The organism is Cetobacterium sp., from assembly GCF_977044495.1.
The window spans coordinates 42856-59738 of record NZ_CDRRQU010000002.1 but is presented as its reverse complement, the minus strand read 5'-3'; the positions used below and the strand labels follow the sequence as shown (position 1 = coordinate 59738).

Annotated in this window: 16 protein-coding genes and 1 riboswitch; of the genes, 7 read left to right on the top strand and 9 right to left on the bottom strand. The window is 27.5% G+C overall.

Annotated features, from left to right (window positions below; all coding sequences use genetic code 11):
• Positions 1–19 precede the first annotated feature (19 nt).
• Both ACWI69_RS00810 and ACWI69_RS00805 read right to left on the bottom strand, forming a co-directional pair.
• The gene (locus tag ACWI69_RS00810; RefSeq protein ID WP_448819972.1) at positions 20–592 is read right to left on the bottom strand and encodes an NUDIX hydrolase; all 573 of its coding nucleotides are present in this window, start codon (positions 590–592) and stop codon (positions 20–22) included.
• A 14-nt stretch (positions 593–606) separates the two neighbouring features.
• Complete coding sequence (locus ACWI69_RS00805) at positions 607–2439, bottom strand: hypothetical protein (protein WP_448819971.1); 1833 nt, start codon at positions 2437–2439, stop codon at positions 607–609.
• 553 nt (positions 2440–2992) lie between these two features.
• Between ACWI69_RS00805 and ACWI69_RS00800 the strand changes: the two genes are divergently transcribed.
• The 3 genes from ACWI69_RS00800 to ACWI69_RS00790 are packed head-to-tail and all read left to right on the top strand — an operon-like array spanning position 2993 to position 4603.
• Positions 2993–3127, top strand: a complete 135-nt coding sequence (locus ACWI69_RS00800; protein ID WP_448819970.1) for a hypothetical protein — start codon at positions 2993–2995, stop codon at positions 3125–3127.
• Between the two features lie 46 nt (positions 3128–3173).
• Positions 3174–4247 (top strand): ParA family protein, encoded by a 1074-nt coding sequence (locus tag ACWI69_RS00795; protein ID WP_448819969.1) that lies wholly within the window; start codon positions 3174–3176, stop codon positions 4245–4247.
• On the top strand, positions 4235–4603 hold the full coding sequence (locus ACWI69_RS00790) for a hypothetical protein (RefSeq protein WP_448819968.1): 369 nt from the start codon (positions 4235–4237) through the stop codon (positions 4601–4603). The genes ACWI69_RS00795 and ACWI69_RS00790 overlap by 13 nt, the downstream gene beginning before the upstream one ends.
• A 488-nt stretch (positions 4604–5091) precedes the next feature.
• Here the strand turns inward: ACWI69_RS00790 and ACWI69_RS00785 are convergent, their stop codons facing one another.
• Positions 5092–7239, bottom strand: a complete 2148-nt coding sequence (locus ACWI69_RS00785) for a TonB-dependent receptor (RefSeq protein WP_448819967.1) — start codon at positions 7237–7239, stop codon at positions 5092–5094.
• A gap of 153 nt (positions 7240–7392) precedes the next feature.
• Between ACWI69_RS00785 and ACWI69_RS00780 the strand changes: the two genes are divergently transcribed.
• The 4 genes from ACWI69_RS00780 to ACWI69_RS00765 all read left to right on the top strand — a co-directional run bounded on the left by ACWI69_RS00780 (position 7393) and on the right by ACWI69_RS00765 (position 11594).
• Entirely contained in the window at positions 7393–7758 is a 366-nt protein-coding gene (locus ACWI69_RS00780; RefSeq protein ID WP_448819966.1) for a YbaN family protein, read from the top strand.
• A 231-nt stretch (positions 7759–7989) separates the two neighbouring features.
• A complete protein-coding gene (locus tag ACWI69_RS00775) occupies positions 7990–9276 on the top strand; it encodes a rhodanese-like domain-containing protein (protein WP_448819965.1) in 1287 nt (428 codons plus the stop codon).
• A gap of 138 nt (positions 9277–9414) precedes the next feature.
• On the top strand, positions 9415–10812 hold the full coding sequence (locus ACWI69_RS00770; RefSeq protein WP_448819964.1) for a tryptophanase: 1398 nt from the start codon (positions 9415–9417) through the stop codon (positions 10810–10812).
• 26 nt (positions 10813–10838) lie between these two features.
• Positions 10839–11594: a class I SAM-dependent methyltransferase gene (locus tag ACWI69_RS00765; RefSeq protein ID WP_448819963.1), complete on the top strand. Its 756-nt coding sequence runs from the start codon at positions 10839–10841 to the stop codon at positions 11592–11594.
• 127 nt (positions 11595–11721) lie between these two features.
• Here ACWI69_RS00765 and ACWI69_RS00760 read toward each other — a convergent pair whose 3' ends face one another.
• The 6 genes from ACWI69_RS00760 to glpQ all read right to left on the bottom strand — a co-directional run bounded on the left by ACWI69_RS00760 (position 11722) and on the right by glpQ (position 16872).
• Positions 11722–12183, bottom strand: coding sequence for a DUF302 domain-containing protein (locus ACWI69_RS00760; RefSeq protein ID WP_448819962.1), 462 nt, complete (start codon positions 12181–12183; stop codon positions 11722–11724).
• Positions 12184–12215: 32 nt separating this feature from the next.
• Positions 12216–13574: an FAD-dependent oxidoreductase gene (locus ACWI69_RS00755; protein ID WP_448819961.1), complete on the bottom strand. Its 1359-nt coding sequence runs from the start codon at positions 13572–13574 to the stop codon at positions 12216–12218.
• 172 nt (positions 13575–13746) lie between these two features.
• Positions 13747–14151, bottom strand: a complete 405-nt coding sequence (locus ACWI69_RS00750; protein WP_448819960.1) for a hypothetical protein — start codon at positions 14149–14151, stop codon at positions 13747–13749.
• A gap of 95 nt (positions 14152–14246) precedes the next feature.
• Positions 14247–14420: riboswitch (cobalamin riboswitch) on the bottom strand.
• 66 nt (positions 14421–14486) lie between these two features.
• Positions 14487–15266: an HAD-IIA family hydrolase gene (locus ACWI69_RS00745; RefSeq protein ID WP_448819959.1), complete on the bottom strand. Its 780-nt coding sequence runs from the start codon at positions 15264–15266 to the stop codon at positions 14487–14489.
• 8 nt (positions 15267–15274) lie between these two features.
• Positions 15275–15787 (bottom strand): MgtC/SapB family protein, encoded by a 513-nt coding sequence (locus ACWI69_RS00740; RefSeq protein WP_448819958.1) that lies wholly within the window; start codon positions 15785–15787, stop codon positions 15275–15277.
• Positions 15788–15801: 14 nt separating this feature from the next.
• Positions 15802–16872 carry a glycerophosphodiester phosphodiesterase gene (gene glpQ, locus ACWI69_RS00735; protein ID WP_448819957.1) on the bottom strand — a complete coding sequence of 357 codons (1071 nt, stop codon included), beginning with the start codon at positions 16870–16872 and terminating at the stop codon, positions 15802–15804.
• Positions 16873–16883: the final 11 nt, after the last annotated feature.

Sequence of the window (16883 nt, the reverse complement as noted above, 5' to 3'; positions counted from 1 at the left end):
TAACCAAAAATATCTTCGGTCATGACCGAAGATATTTTTTTAATTTATCATTCAATTTTTTGTAAATAACTTTCATATTTTCTTCTTTTGAAATCTCTTCACTTTCCTCTATTTTTATCCAAGCAACACCGCTATTCTCATCTTCTTTAATAAATAACACATCTGTTTCTTTTGCTTCTAATAAATAGGTAACATTTAAATGAAGATGTGATGATACATATCTACCATTTTTTATATGTCCATCCACTGTTAATATCTCAATGGAAAAAATATTTTCTGATAAAGCTTTTATATTTTTTAGTCCAGTTTCTTCTTTAGCTTCTGTTATAGCTACTTTTAAAAGATTTATTTCTTCATCAGCATGCCCTCCTGTCCAAGCCCATGAATTATAGATATTATGATAAATCATCAAGACTTTTGTTTTTTCTTCATTTACAATCCAAGATGAAGCAGTAAAATGACATAGCTTATTTTCTCTTGAAAAAATATTTTTTTCTCTTTTTAATAAATCTAATAAAATACTTTTATCTGACTCTTCTTGATCATTATAGGAACAGTATTTTTCAATTTCTTTTTCTAATTTAAATGACATTCTTTCTCCAAATATTATTTATTTTTTTCATTATTCATTCTTAAAACAACTAATCGAACCATTTCTATAATATCTTCTTCCAAAAGATTTTCCAAATTCTTCTTCAATAAAATTTCCTTTCCCACCTCCAATCTTAATGCGGTTTCCTGTTCTGGATTCATATTTAATAATCCTGAATAAAAAGTTATTTTTTCATTTATTGACTTATAAATTTCTGCTAAATTTAACTTCTTTTTATCTGTACCTAAAGAATTCATCTCTTGTGTATCAATTTCATATTTTTTATCAAAATAATTTTTTTCTTCTAAGTAATCGCACACTATAGTTGCTTTTCCAGCCTTAAATGCAATCTTTTGAATTTTTGTATCTTGTCCACATTTTTTTATATAATATTGATAAGCTTCTTTTTCTACCTCTAACTTTTCCTCCTCTGATAGTTCATTAAACTTTTTTAAAGATTCCCTTGTCATTTTATTTTCAATAGGAGTCTCTCTAATCTCCAATTCATTTATATCAAGCAGTTCAACTTTTTCTTCTTTTTCAACCACGACTATATCTTCTTCATCCTTTGTCCAATCATTCTCTAAAGCCTTAATAAAATAGGCTCTCACTTTATCAACTTTATTTTTTTTCATGTATACTGCAACTTTTCGAACTTTTTCTAATCCATAATTTTCAACAGCATCTTTAATCGTTTTGGGCATTGTTTTTAAACTTCTTGCTTTTATGGGCATCAATTTTAAAACTTCTTCTATCATTTCTGGTGTGACAACTATAAATTCATTTAAATTTTCTTCATTTTCGTCTTGTAAGTCTTTATTTTCAGTATGACTGACTAATAACTGACTTTGACTTAAATGTCTAAATTCGTTTAAATCGTCAAAAAATCTTTGTTGCTTGTCTTGAACTGTAAAATCATAGAAAAATACTTCCACCTCAGCACTTTCCCAAGTTCCCTCTTTTTCTAAAATAAAATTTTTTATTAAAGTCTTATCTTTTAATTCTTGAAAACTTTTTATTAAGGTTTTTACAGTTCTCCCTATATTACTCTTATCATATTTCAACGGAATTCTTTTAATCAAATACATAACATCTATTTTTAAATAAATTTCATTAAACCTAAGTTTTTCAATTAACATGTATATTGTTCTAGCAGTACTTGATTCTATATCCAGTAAAACTGCAGCATCATAAACCAAATATCCCTTTGCCAATATATTTTTATAAAAAAAATCTGATATTTTTATCTGATAAATTTCCTTAATTCTTTTATCATTTATTTGAGCTTTAATTTCTGCATTTTCTTTTCTTTCTAAGCTAACAATATCTAACTCAAAAATAGATCTTGTTATCTCCTCTTTTAAAACTGATTTCAATTCATTAAAATACATAGTATTTTTAAAACTATAAAAAGTATTTGCTATTCTTAATAAACTTTTCTTTATTAGCTCATTTGCTCGGTTAGTATTTAAACCAAGCTCTTTTTTTAGCTCACTTAGGGTAACCCAAAACTTTTGTGGCATTCCTTTATCCTTCATTATTTTCATTAAAACAATAAACACCTTCTCTTCCATTTCACCAGGAATATGATAGCCTGATGCTGGTGTCACAGTAATATAGGTGTCTCTATTGTTGTTGAAATAATACTTAACTATTTGATTAGTTTTTCTTTTTGTATTTTTACTAAATATAGGATATTGAATAATATTCATATCCATTCTAATTAATGCTCTATTTTTTATGAAGCTCTCATCTAGGGTTATATTTTCTTCAACGATCTCCGTTTCAGGTGTATCAATAACTTCTTGAAAATTTAAATTGTTGCTTTTCTTTTTTACTATTTTCATAACTCAACTCCAACAATTTTTTCGTCATTACATGGGTATATATCTATTAATTCTATTTTTTTTTATTATTTTTATTAAATTATACCTAAAAAATTTATATTTTTCAAGTAAAATGCTCCCATATAATGAAGAAGTTTCATTTTTTTTATAAAATACTCCTAATAAGTGAGGATAAAAAGTAGTCAAAACTCATATACTCCCATTAAACGAGGATAGATAGTCCCACTAAACGAGGAAGAAGCTCCCATTAAATGAGGATAGATAGTCCCACTAAACGAGGAAGAATACTCCCATTAAATGAGGATTCATAAAAAACCTTAAAACACCTTATAAATCAACGGATAAATTGATTTTTTGGCCCTTATTTTTTGTACATAACAATATATAACAATATATAACAATATATAAACAACTATAAACAATGTTCTAAAAAATAAAAGAACGCATTTTATTATTATTTTTTAAATATGCGTTGACTTTTAAGGAAATATATTGTATTCTTAATAATATAAAAATATATTATTTCATTCTCTAAAAACCAAGGAGGCTTAATATGAGATTAACATTATTAAAAAGTGGAATTGAAGTAACCCTTTACTTTAAAAAAAATTGTAAACAAGAAAAAGTAAAATATATTGTTAATTCAGAAGAAGAAGCTTATAAAATAGCTAAACTTCTTTTATCTTAAAAATATCTTCGGTCATGACCGAAGATATTTACTTAAAGGAGTAAAAATGATTTTCGAGAAAAAAATAAACATAATTTTTAATAAAAAAAATAAAATATCAACAGCTTACTTGAATATTCCAATAAAAGGAATAAAAATAATGAATGAACCTAAATCATTAAAATATTCTTATGACCTTAAAAATAAAGAAATAATCTTAAAAAAAGATGAACAGGGACAACCATTAATAATACAACCAAATGGAAATACTAAGCTCTATAGATTCACTTTAGATAAAGAAATAATTGAAAAAATAGGATATAAAAAAAATCAATTAGTTAAAATAGATATTACGACAGAACAAATAAAAATAAGCTTTAATCAGGAGGAAAAAATGTCTAAAATAATTTCAATTATTAATTTTAAAGGTGGAGTAGGAAAAACAACAACAACACATTGTATTGGGTCAGGATTATCATTACAAAGTAAAAAAGTTTTATTAATTGATACAGATCCACAAGCGAGTTTAACTTTTACAGCTCTAGCCGAAACTCCTAAATTAACAATAAAAGATATTTTAGTAAATCAAAAAAATATTAATGATGTAATTCTTGAAACAAAAAATTTTGATTTAATCCCATCTAACTTAATACTTAATTTAGCAGAAAGACAATTAACTTCTAAATTTGGAACAGAAAAATTACTAAAAAAAGCTTTAAATAAATTAGAAAAAACATATGACTATATAATAATTGATTGTCCTCCAAGTATGAATTTATTCACTATAAATGCTTTATATGCTTCAGATTACATATTAATTCCTTGTGAAACTGAACTTTTAGCACTAGATGGATTAAATCTTTTAATTCAAACATTAGAACAAACAGAAGAAGAATTGGATATAAAAATAAAAAATACTTTAGTTTTACCAACTAAATTGGATAAAAGGAAAAAAGTAAATAAAGAAATTTATGAGCATTTAAAAGAAAATTTTAAAACAACTGATTCTACAATAAGAACTTGTTCAAAATTAAATTTACTAGGACTTGATAAAAATTCCATTTACCAAATAGATTCTACATGTACAGCAGCGATAGATTATAAAAATTTAGTGGAGGAAATTACAAAATGGGATTGTTAGCAAATTATAAAAAAAGTGAAGTTGTAATAGAAAAAGAAAAGTTTGATTCAAAATTCGATTACGCAGATTTTAGCAAAGAAGATAAAGAACATTTAATCGAACTTGAGAAAAAAGCAATATATACTGGAAATCTACTAAAAGATAATTTAAAAGAACTTGGAGATGTCTTTTTAGAGGCTCAAAAAATATTTTCAAATAATAAAAATGGTATGTTTGGGAAATGGTATGAAAATCTAGGATTTAAAAAAGATTTTGTGTATCTTTGTTTAGATAGAAAACAACTTTCTATTCAATATGATTCAACAACTATTTATAAACTTCCTGATAGAGTAATAAAAGATTTAAAAAAAAATTGAAAAAGAAAATGAAGAAATCATATCAGAAATTCTAAGTTCTGAAAATCCAAAGGAAAAAATAAAAGAGATAAAAAAATCTTTATTAAATCAAAATCAAGCTAAAGAAAATAGTAATATAAAAAAGATAGGAATAAAAGAAAAATTATCTTCTTTTCTAAAAATTATAAGTAATAATGAATTTAATGACGAAAAATTAATTAGAATAGAAAACATTTTATCAAAATTAGAAGATGAAATATACGGCAATTAAAAAAGTCTGGGAAATAAAATCGATTTTAATAGCTTTTAAAGACGTTTTAAGAGGTTTCTTTAAAAAAATTAGTAAAGTATACAGGTAAAGGTTAAAATCGCTAAAAACGTATGTTTACGACTTAAAAAAGATATCTCAGAAGGTATTTTTAACTTGAAATTTATATATAAAAAAGCTAAGGGTCAACCAAAAAAGTGTAATCTTAGCTTTTTTAAAATAACTAGAATATGAATTTTAATTAAAATGTGTAAGTAAATCCTGAATAAAAAGTTCGTCCATTAGCTGGATCATAGAGAATTTCATTATTAGAAACCCCTTCTTGATCGTAGTTATTTCTATTTAAAATATTATTGATACCACCGTATACTTTTAATCCATTATTGAAAATGTAATTTAAACTTAAATCTAAAGTTATAAAATTTTTGGCTTCATATTTATTGGCTTTATCTAGGTAATATTTGTCTTTATAGTTAAAAGATAATATAGAATTAAAATTATCTGTAAAATTAATGAGTGTACCTAAATTGGCATTTATTTTAGGAGTATATGGAACTTGTTTTCCTTCTAAAGTGGAATTTTTAGAATTTTCTTTAATCTCAGTATCAATATAAGCTAAATTTTCAAAAAATACGAATTTTCCAAAAAGTTGTTCTAATGTTAATTCAATACCTTTTCGTTTTGTTTTACCAAAGTTACCGTAGTACCACTCTTTTCCATGAGAAACTTCGGTATAATAAATTTCATTTTTAGTTTCGCCAATAAATCCGTTCAACGAAATAAAACTTCCTAAAAAATAATCTTTAATTCCAATTTCTAAAGTTTGGCTTGTTTCAGCTTTTAAATCGTTTAGGATATAGCCAGTTCCGTCTTTATCTTGAAATTCTGTTGGAGCTGGAGTTCTAAAACTTTCTTCAAAACGGGTATAGATATTACCAGTGTCAGAATATAAGTAATTTATAGCAAATTCATAACTATCGTTACGCATTGATTTTTTTATATAATCTGTTTTTAAGCCAGTGTTTACATAACCGCCATTGAGGAAAATAGGCTTAACCCTATGGTAATAATGGCTATTTTTAACAGTGTTATACTTTGTCCACTCTCTTCTATAACCTTGCAAAAATTCAAATTTGTTGATAGATGTTTTATTGAAAAGATAAACACCATTACTTTCTTTTTTACTTGATAAATTATAGATTTTATACATATCCATAAAATTATCAAAATCTCTTTTACTTTTTTGTTCTTTATAGTCATAGCCCAAAATTAAGTAACTATTATTCATATAAGTATATTTTAAAGATGGATTGATTTTAAATTTTTCATCAGTGAGAGTACCGATATTATCTGCATAATAATTTTTGTAATCAAATGGATTCACTATAGAACCAAAATTTGCATATGTAGACTCTTTAGTTGCTATATTATTTGTATTTTTTTGATAACTTCCACTTAAATTAAAATCGAATTTATTATTAAAATGTTTATTGTAATTAAAAGAAAATTCATCTCTTCTTAAATCAGATTTATCTAAAGTATCTCCTGTTCCTTCTAAAAGAGGGTAGTTATTACCTGAGTTATTTTTTAAATATGAACCATCAAAATCTACTCCAGATTGAGAAGAGTTGCTGTTTAATTGATTCTTAGTAAGAAGATTAGCTGTTTTATTTTTCTTATTGTAATAAGAATACTGTAATTTTAATTTATCAGTTTCACTAATATTCAATAAAGTTGTAAAGTCAAGATGTTCCGAATTAATTTTCTCATCATCTCTATTTGTATGACTATTTTCTTTTGAATAATTTACAATAAATGATACATAATCATTTACTTTAAGAGAGGTCCCAACATCAAAAATATTTTCGTTTTTACTACCGTATCTATACCCAAGATATCCACCAGTTTTATCTACAGATGATTTTGTAATAATATTAACAAGTCCACCAGTAAAACCATCTCCATAGAGAACACCGTTTCCTCCAGGTAAAATTTCTATTCTTTCAACTGAAGATAAAGCTATAGAATTTATCGGTAATGTTCCATGATTTATATCGACTGGATTGATAGATGTACCGTCAACTAAAACTTGAACTGTCGCTTTGGAATTAATTCCACTACCTCTCATTTGAATTGTTTCACCTATTGAATTTTTTGTAATAGTAATTAAAGGTGAGCTATTTAATACTTCAGCAATATTTTTAAAATTTTTTTCAGAAATCTCTTCTTTTGTTATTACTTGAATATTTTTTGTTGTATTCTGTATGGACTCTTCGTATCCAATAGAAGAAATAATACTTTTTTCCAGGAATATTCCAGTTTCTTGTGTAGTAGCAGAATAGGACATAGTAGAAAATAAAACTCCCAGTGAAATAAAATATTTATTCATAATACCTCCTATATAAAAAATACTTGATAGACAAAATAAATATAACACAACGATTGGCATTTTACAATCAAAATATATATATAAATATAAAAATATTTGATAATCAAATAAAATTGTGGTAGAATACATAAAGTTTAAGTAGGAGGATATTTTATGAAAAAGAAACTATATTTAATTTTAGGATGCCTATCATTATTTTTAGGGGTTATTGGAATAGTTTTGCCAGTATTACCAACGACTCCATTTTTACTTTTATCCGCATTTCTGTTTGAAAGGAGTTCTAAAAAGTTTCATGATTTTTTATTGGAGAATAAAGTATTTGGGAGATATATAAAGGATTATAAAGAAAAAAAAGGAATAACATACAAAAATAAAGTAATTGCAATAACTGTAATGACCTTAGGGATGGGAAAAAGTTTTTTTTCTATACAAAATATATATGGCCGTGTAAGTATTTTAATAATATTTTTAGGGGTTTTAGTGCATCTTTTGAAGTTAAAAACATTAAAGAATAGTTAAAGTTCTAATTTTGTAGTTTTAAAAATTTATAAAAATAAATGGTAGATTTTATCTGCCATTTATTTTTTTATCGATAGATTTAATGACTAAATTAGTATATAATATAATGCATTTGTTCGGTGAGGTGATTATTTTGAGATGAATTAATTGAGGATGGAACTTTTAGGTTAAAAGTTAAAAATTTAATTGACAAAGTGTTGTCTTAAAAATAGATTTGAGGAGAAATATAGGATGAAAAAAATATTATTTTTATTAATAATTCTATCAGCAGTTTTATTAGCAAAGGATATTAATACTGAAGAATTGCTAAAAAATCTTGGTAACTCTGAATGGGTTATAGTTGATACAAGAGACAGTAATGAATATAACGGATGGAACTTGTCTAATTTAAAGACAAATGGGCATATAAGAGGTGCTACGGACTTTTCTGCTAATTGGTTAAAAACTAAATATCGAAATTCTAAAAATAGAGATATATTAAAACAAAGAATTTTGGAAAAAGGGATTTTCCCAGAAAAAAATATTGTTTTATACGGAAAATCTGAGGATATGAAAAAAGTGGAAAATTATTTAAGAGAAGATGGAGTAGAAAAGATTTATTTTTATGATTTAGAGAAAAATAAGGATTATGATAAATTACCTTTTGAAAGATATGAAAACTATGAAATTTTGGTTCCTGCAAATTGGGTAAAAAATGCGATAGATAAAAATGAAATCAAAATTTTTGAAGTATCTTGGGGAAGTATAAAAGATGCAGCAGTTTATTTAGCTGGCCACATTCCTGGAGCTCCTCATATCAATACAGATAGTATTGAACCACCTCCAAAATGGATGTTGAATACAGATGAAAATCTAATTAAATTTGCTGAAGAAATGGGAATTTCTAAAAATGATGCAATTGTTCTTTATGGTGAAGATGTTATGGCTTCATATAGATTAGCTGTGATTTTAAAGTATTTAGGAGTGAAGGATGTAAGAGTTTTAAATGGAGGTCTGGAAGCTTGGAAAGGTGCTGGATACAGAACGGAAATAGGGGTTGTTAAGCCAACTCCAATTAAAGATTTTGGATCAAGAATACCTTTGAATAGAAATTTAATAGTTGATGAAAATGGAGCTAAAGAAGTTTTAAGAGATAAAAAAAATTCAAAACTTTTAGTGGATATCAGATCGTATAATGAAAGGATAGGAAAGGAATCTGGATATTCATATATGGATAGAAAAGGTAGAATTGCAGGTTCCGTATGGGGAAAAGGTGGAACTAAATCGACAACGCTAGAGGACTATAGAAATATTGATAATACAATGAGAAATGGTTACGAGATTATATCCATGTGGTCGGGATTAGGTATTAATACAAATAAAGAGCTTACATTTTTCTGTGGATCAGGATGGAGAGCAGCGGAAGTATTATTTTATTCCCAAGTGATGGGATTAAAAAATAACGCTCTTTATTCAAATGGATGGATGGAATGGAGCGAAAATAGTTCAAATCCTATTGAAGTAGGAGAAGAAAAGTAAAATTTATGTTTGACAAAATAAATTTTAATAGGGTATATAGAATTAGTAAGAATTTTGGATAATTTTCTAAAAAGGAAATACCGTCCGCCTATCTGAAAACAGATGACCGGGGTAGACTAAAAACGGAGGTATAACGTTATGGCTATCAAGTATGTTCCAGAACCATTTAGAATAAAAATGGTCGAAACAATTAAAATGACTACACCAGAAGAGAGAGCAAAAAAAATTAAGGAAGCGAATTTTAATCTTTTTAATTTAAGGGGAGAGGACGTCTATATTGATTTACTGACAGATTCAGGAACTAATGCAATGAGTCAAGAACAATGGGCAGGCGTTATGAGAGGTGATGAGGCTTATGCTGGAGCTTCAAGTTATTTTAAATTAATAGAAACGGCTAGAGATATTTTTGGATATGAATATATCCAACCGGTACATCAAGGAAGAGCAGCAGAAAAAGTATTATTTCCGACTTTTTTAAAACAGGGACAGTATGCAATATCCAATATGTTCTTTGATATAACAAGAGCTCATGTTATTTTAGCTGGAGCAAGACCTTTAGATTGTGTGGTACCAGAAGCGAAAGATCCAGCTAAAAGATCAAAATTTAAAGGAAATATGGATATTGAAAAAATGGAGAAATTGATACAGGAATATGGTCCAGAAAAAATAGGGTTAGTGGTATTGACTATTACAAATAACTCTGCTGGCGGTCAACCTGTTTCAATGAAAAATGCAAGAGAGGTTGCCACTATTTGTAAAAAATATAATATACCATTAAATATAGATGCAGCTCGTTACGCAGAGAATGCTTATTTTATAAAAAGAGATGAGCCTGAGTGTGCAAATATGTCTATAAAGGAGATAATAAAGGAGATGTTTTCTTATGCTGATTATTTCACTATGTCAGCCAAAAAAGATACTATAGTCAATATGGGTGGTTTAATAGGAGTAAAAAATGCTGTAGAAAATACAGATATGATTTTAAAAATAAAAGCAAATTGCATAAGTTTTGAGGGATTTACAACTTATGGAGGACTTTCGGGGAGAGATTTAGAAGCTTTAGCTATAGGGTTAGTAGAAGGGATTGATGAAAATTTTTTAAGATATAGAATAGGACAGATAGAGTATTTAGCTTCCCGACTTGATGATGCAGGAATTATATATCAATCTCCGGTTGGTGGGCATGGAGTATTTGTAGATGCTTCAAAAATTTTTCCAAATATACCGTTTAATGAGTTTCCGGGACAAGTTTTAGCTATAGAACTTTATAAAGAAGCAGGAATTAGAAGCTGTGATATAGGTTCATATATGTTAGGAAATGATCCTGATACAAATGAGCAATTACAGGCTGATTTTGAATTTACAAGGCTCGCTATTCCAAGAAGGGTTTACACACAAGCTCACTTAGATATAATAGCAGATGCTTTAATAGCAATAAAAGAGAGAGCTCATGAAATTACAAGAGGATACAGAATAACTTGGGAACCACCGATATTAAGGCACTTTCAAGCTTCCCTAGAAATTATAGAAGATTGAATTTATTAATTTGGGGGAGGAGTGATATGACACTTAAAGCCGAGTATGAAAATCAACAAAAATATAGAAAATGGAATTTAATAGCAGAAAAGCTTCCAGTAAAAAGTGATGATATCGTTGTAGAACTTGGTTGTGGAACAGGTAGTTTTGCAGAGATTCTTTCCAAAAAAGTAAAAGAAGTTATAGCTATAGACTTAAACAAAAATTTACTTGAAGTATTGCGAAATAGAAAAATCTCTAATGTAACAGTTTTGCAAAATGATATCTCTAATCTGGATTATATCTCTAAAGAAATTGATGGGATATTTTCCAGTTTTGCTGTTGCTTATTTTCCAAACAAGATGGATTTAATATTTAAAACTTGGTTTGATAAATTAAAAAGTGGTGGATGGCTTGCAATCATTGAAATTGACGATCTTTTACGAGGACACGCTCCATTGTCTAAAAAGACTCTAGAGAACTTAACTTTTTTTGAAAAAAATATAAGAGATAGAGGGATTTATGACTTTAGAGCAGGAAGAAAAATTTTGCCTAAATTAAAAAAATTAGGAATGGAGATTTTACTTAGTGAGAATTTAGAAGATTTAGAATTAACAGGATCGGGTGTAGTCTCTAGTGAAGTTTATACAATGTGGGAAAATAGACTCAATAGATTATCATTCGATAACTTTTTTCAAGACGAAGAGATTGAATCGATAAAATCTGAATTTTTATCAATTTTAAAGGACACTAGACATATTAATCAGAGCAAAGTTAAATTTATTATAGCAAGAAAATACTAAGTTTTTGTCAAATTCATTATTTTAATAAAGGAGCTGTAGATAAATAGTTGTCTACAGCTCAAAATTTTAAAGAGTAAAAAATAGTGGTTAAAAAAATCTCAAAAACCTTTTCTAATACATTTCTATATTAATCTTTAGCGATTGTTTTTTCTGCCAATTTATTTAAAAAAGTTTCCATTTTTAGAATAATATCATCATTTTCTAAATTATAATCTTTAGCTATTTTTTGTATATCTTGGAGTTTAATTTCAGTCTGATTGTGTTTATTTACAGAGATCAAAACTTTTAATGGCAACTCAATTGCAACTTCAGGTCTTTTTTGCATTAATAGAGTTCCTACTTTAGGAGAACCAAAAACAATAACGGTAGTTTCTCCTAAGTCTAAATTTACTTTTTTTGCATTTAAAGAGTGATCAAATTTGGCAAATACAGGTATATTCATTTTTTTTAACTCATTTTCTATTCTTTCTACAGTTACATTAAAAGAATATGGACTAATGTAATCAGTTTTGATATTTTTTTTTGGTGTTTCTTGTGTAAAAATTGATAAAAAAATTAATAGTTGCATTAATAAGACTCTTTTAATCATAGTTTTCTCCTTGAATATCTAATCTATTTATCTTAAAAATCAAATAAATCATTTAAAGCTTCACTCATAGTTGGATGAGTAAATACGAAATCTCTTAAATAAGTATATTCTTTATTTTCTTTTATTGCCATAGCTACTACATTAATTACTTCACTAGATTCAGTAGAATATAACGAACACCCTAAAATTCTACCATTCTTCTCATCTACAACAGCTTTTAAGACACCTCTTTCATCTCCTAAAATTTTAGCTCTTGGTATTGTTGATGCTTTAATTACTTTTGTTTTTACTTTATACCCCGCATTTATAGCCTCTTTTTCAGAAAGTCCAACTTTTGATAACGTTGGTGAAATAAAAACAGAGTATGGAATTATATTTCGGGACTTGGTTGTCATAGTTTTATCTCCAAAAAGATTATTTTTAATTATTCTGAAGTCATCTAAAGATATATATGTAAATTGAGCTCCTCCTTTAACGTCACCTAAGGCATATATGTGAGGTACATTTGTTTGTAAAGTATTATTGACTAGAATTCCCTTTTCAGAATAATTGATACCTGCATTTTCAAGCTTTAAGTCATCTATATTAGGAACTCTACCCACGGCTATAAGTACTCCATCAACTACTATTTTATTCTCTTTTTCATCTTGATTGAAAACAATTTCTACTTGATTATCAGAATAGTTACTCAATTTTAAAACTTTGCTTTTTGATAATATTTGAATTCCTCTAGTTTTAAAATTTTCTTTAACTTCCTCTCTAATTTCCATCTCCTCTCTTAGAAGAATATCTTCGTTTCCTTCAAGAATAATTACTTCGGAGCCAAAATTATTATAGATAGAAGAAAATTCTAATCCAATGTAACCTCCACCTATCACAGCTAATTTTTTAGGTAATTCGTTTAACTCCATAATAGATGTACTAGTGTAAATATTTCTTGTTGTTTTAAGTCCATCTATTTTGGGAATAATCGTTTTGGAGCCTGTATTTATAAATATTTGATTACCATTTAAAACAATTTCGTTTTCATCCTCTGTCACACTAATGATATGCTCAGATTCAAAAGCTCCAATCCCAGTGTAGATATCAATATTTTCATGTAAATTTAACTTATTATAGTTAATTTCTCTTAACTTAGATGTTAATTCATCTTTTTTTTCAATAGCTTTTTTAAATTTTTTATCAACTTTTTGAGACTCTTCAACAAGAATTTTTGTGGGGATACATCCTACGTTTATACAAGTTCCTCCATACATTTTTTTATCTTTTTCAACTAGAGCTACTTTTTTTCCTTTATTTGCTAAAAATCCAGCGAGAGTTTTTCCCCCTTTACCAAAACCAATTATAATAGCATCATAATTTTTAGCGTTTAAAATATCACATTTTTTCATAATAACACTTCCTTTTTATATCTAATTTCAATACATTTAGAATACAATTTTATTCATGACTTGTAAATTAGTTACAAAAAAGTAACTACCAGGAATTTTCAAAAAATTAAAACACGCCCAAATTTAATCTTAAGGCGTGTAGTATTAAACAGTATTATTTTTATTTTATAAGTCAATTTAAAGATTTATTTTCGGATATATTTAAATTATTCCTAATTTTTTTCAAGCTATCCAAAAATCTATTTTTTCTATTTATATAATACACAACTTGTCTTTTCCATGGATCAACTTCAAATAAATCTTTACTTAAAGAGTAGTAATATTCTTGACAAAACTTCATGTACTCTTTATAAAAAACTTTTAGATTAATGATATTCTTGTATTTTTTTAAGTAAAATAATAGTAACTGTTCTTGTGGTGTCATCTTTATAATATAGTGTAAAAACTCTTCCGATCCACTCATTGCAGACAGATTTTGTTCTAGAAATTTTGTTAAGTCTTGATAAGTTTTGAAAGTATGTATAAACTTATCAAATTCTTTAAATTTATTATAATCCCATTTTAAGTCTTTCCTCATCTCTCTCACTCCCTTAAATGTAGAGAAGAAGACAAAAAATCTATCGAACATTAAAGTCCATTAGATTTTATTACACACTTGTCCACTCCTAACAATTTTTGTGTAGTTTTTAGGTAAGTCTCCTGACTTAGATTCGCTTTACTCCTGCCCTTCCCAGATTTTCTTCCAGTGGTTCTATGCAGTTTCATCCTCATTACAGTAGCGGAGGCTGTGTAGGATTTACACCTACTTCCTTGTTATGCCTAAGCACCTAAAAACTTTTATTTAGTTTCATAGTAATTTTATATCTTATTTTAAATTATTTGTCAAATAGTTTTAACTTCAGTCTGGTATTTTTAATCTATATCAGCTACACTATCTAATATATATGTTGGTTTATACACACTCTTACTGTCCTTTGTGGCTTCTCCTGTTAAAACAAGTATTGTGTCACAGCCATTGATATACCCTGAAGCTATATCCGTATATAATCTATCTCCTACTATAACAGTTTCTTCTTTCGATAAATTCAAATTTTTTAGTGCATAATCTAACATGACTTTTTTTGGTTTTCCAAAATATTTTGGTGTTTTCTTTGTGCATAATTCAATTATATTGCAAATAGCTCTACAGTCTGGTAAAAATACTCCACCTTCCACTGGATAAACCAAATCTTCATTTGCCGCTAAGTACTCTACATTCCCATGTAAAAGTTTACAGGCGACCTCTAATTTTTTATAATTCAGCTCCGAGTCGAGTGTTACCACAACTATATCAATTTCAGAAAAATTGAACTCATCTTTTTCATCAAAAATTTGGATTCCCATCTCTTTACAATACTCTTTAAACTCTTTTGTTCCTACCATGAATATTTTTCTATTTTTACAGTTATTTGCCAAGTAATCTGCCAAGACAACCCCAGCAGTTATTATTTCCTTCAGCTCAGCTTCAACTCCCAATTTTTTAAATTTTTCAATATAACTTTTTGGATTATTAGAGGAATTATTTGTATAAAATCCTATCTTTTTTCCACACTTTCGTAGCTCCTCTATCTTCTCCTTAGCCCCAGGAATTAAAATATTTCCCAAAACTATTGTTCCATCTACATCAAACAAGTATCCTTTGTAGTCTTTCATCTTAATTTTTACTCCTTTTTTACCAACCTATTTCTAGTTGCTTTCTTATTTCTTACCATAGTTATAACTTTTCTTTCAAGTATTTTCATTACTATCAACGTTATAACTACAATTAAAAAAACTGCTGTAGATAGAAATACGAAACCATATCCAATAGCTAAGCCAATAGCTGCTGTTATCCACAAGGTAGCTGCTGTTGTTATCCCTGAAATTTTATCATTTGAATAAACTATCACTCCTCCGCCTATAAAACCTACCCCTGTGACAACTTGAGCTGATAATCTTGTGATGTCTAATTTATAACTTTCTATGAGACTAGGATGTGTAGATATTAAACTTATTTGTCTTATTAATAATTCTTCTTGCAAAAGGGCAATAGTTGTAGCTCCTAAACAAACTAGTATCAAAGTTACAAAACCTGCTGATTTATTTTTTAATTCTCTTTCTAACCCTATGCAGCCCCCAAATATTGAGGAGACTATTAACCTAAATAATATTTCTGTCAGTCTCATCCCACTCATAATACATCCCTCATCTATAATTTATTTTGATTTGCTATAAATTGAACTCCTAAGTCTGGAAAATCTGTAAATACTCCCGTAGAATTGGTTTTATTAAATATAATCTCAAACATTTCATCAATATTGTCTACATAATTTGGTAGAGCATCTTTCCTAACTGTATAAGGATGTAACTCGAGTCTATTGTCTCCAATATATTGAACCAAAGGAGTTACCTTAATATCTCCCTTTTTAGACTCATTTTCATCAATTAACATATACCATGCTGGCCCTATTCCATCAGCATACTTTGCTAATTCTTTTATACCTTCTGGAGTAAACATCCAATCATAATCATAATTTACCCATTCTCCATTTTTATTTTTTTCCATAGTTTCATTCCAATCAGTATATGCAACTAACTGAACCAATTTTAAATCCATTCCCATTTTTGGCATGAGCTCATTTTTAATTCTTTTTAATTCATTAAAATCAAAAACTTGGAAATAGATAGGATCATCTTTACTTGTATAACCATAGTTTTTCAGAATTTCTAAAGTTTCTTTAGCTATATCCTTTCCTTCTTGATGATGTAACCAAGGAGCTTTAATCTCTGGGTATATTCCGATTCTTTTTCCTGTCGTTTTTTCTAATCCTTGAATAAACTCTAATTCTTCCTCTAAAGTGTGAATTTTAAATGTTGATTTCCACAGAGGAAATCTTCCTTCATAGACCAATTTTTCTTGATCATTTTCTACTTTAAAATTTTCAGTCATGTTCAAACCTTTTATTTCAGCTAAAGTAAAATCCATTACGTAATATCTGCCACCTTTTCTTGCTCTATTAGGATATTGTTTGGCAACATCTGTGAGTTGGTCTAAAAAATGATCGTGTATTACAATTACTCTATTGTCCTTAGTCATAACTAAATCTTGTTCTAGATAATCTGCTCCTTGACCAAAAGCCAAAGCCTTTGATTCAAGTGTATGTTCTGGTAAATAACCACTTGCTCCTCTATGAGCTATTATAATTTTTTTATCATTTTGAGAAAAAGATGTTAAAGATAATCCCACTATACTGAGTGCTAATAATATTTTTATGTTCATCTAACCTCCAC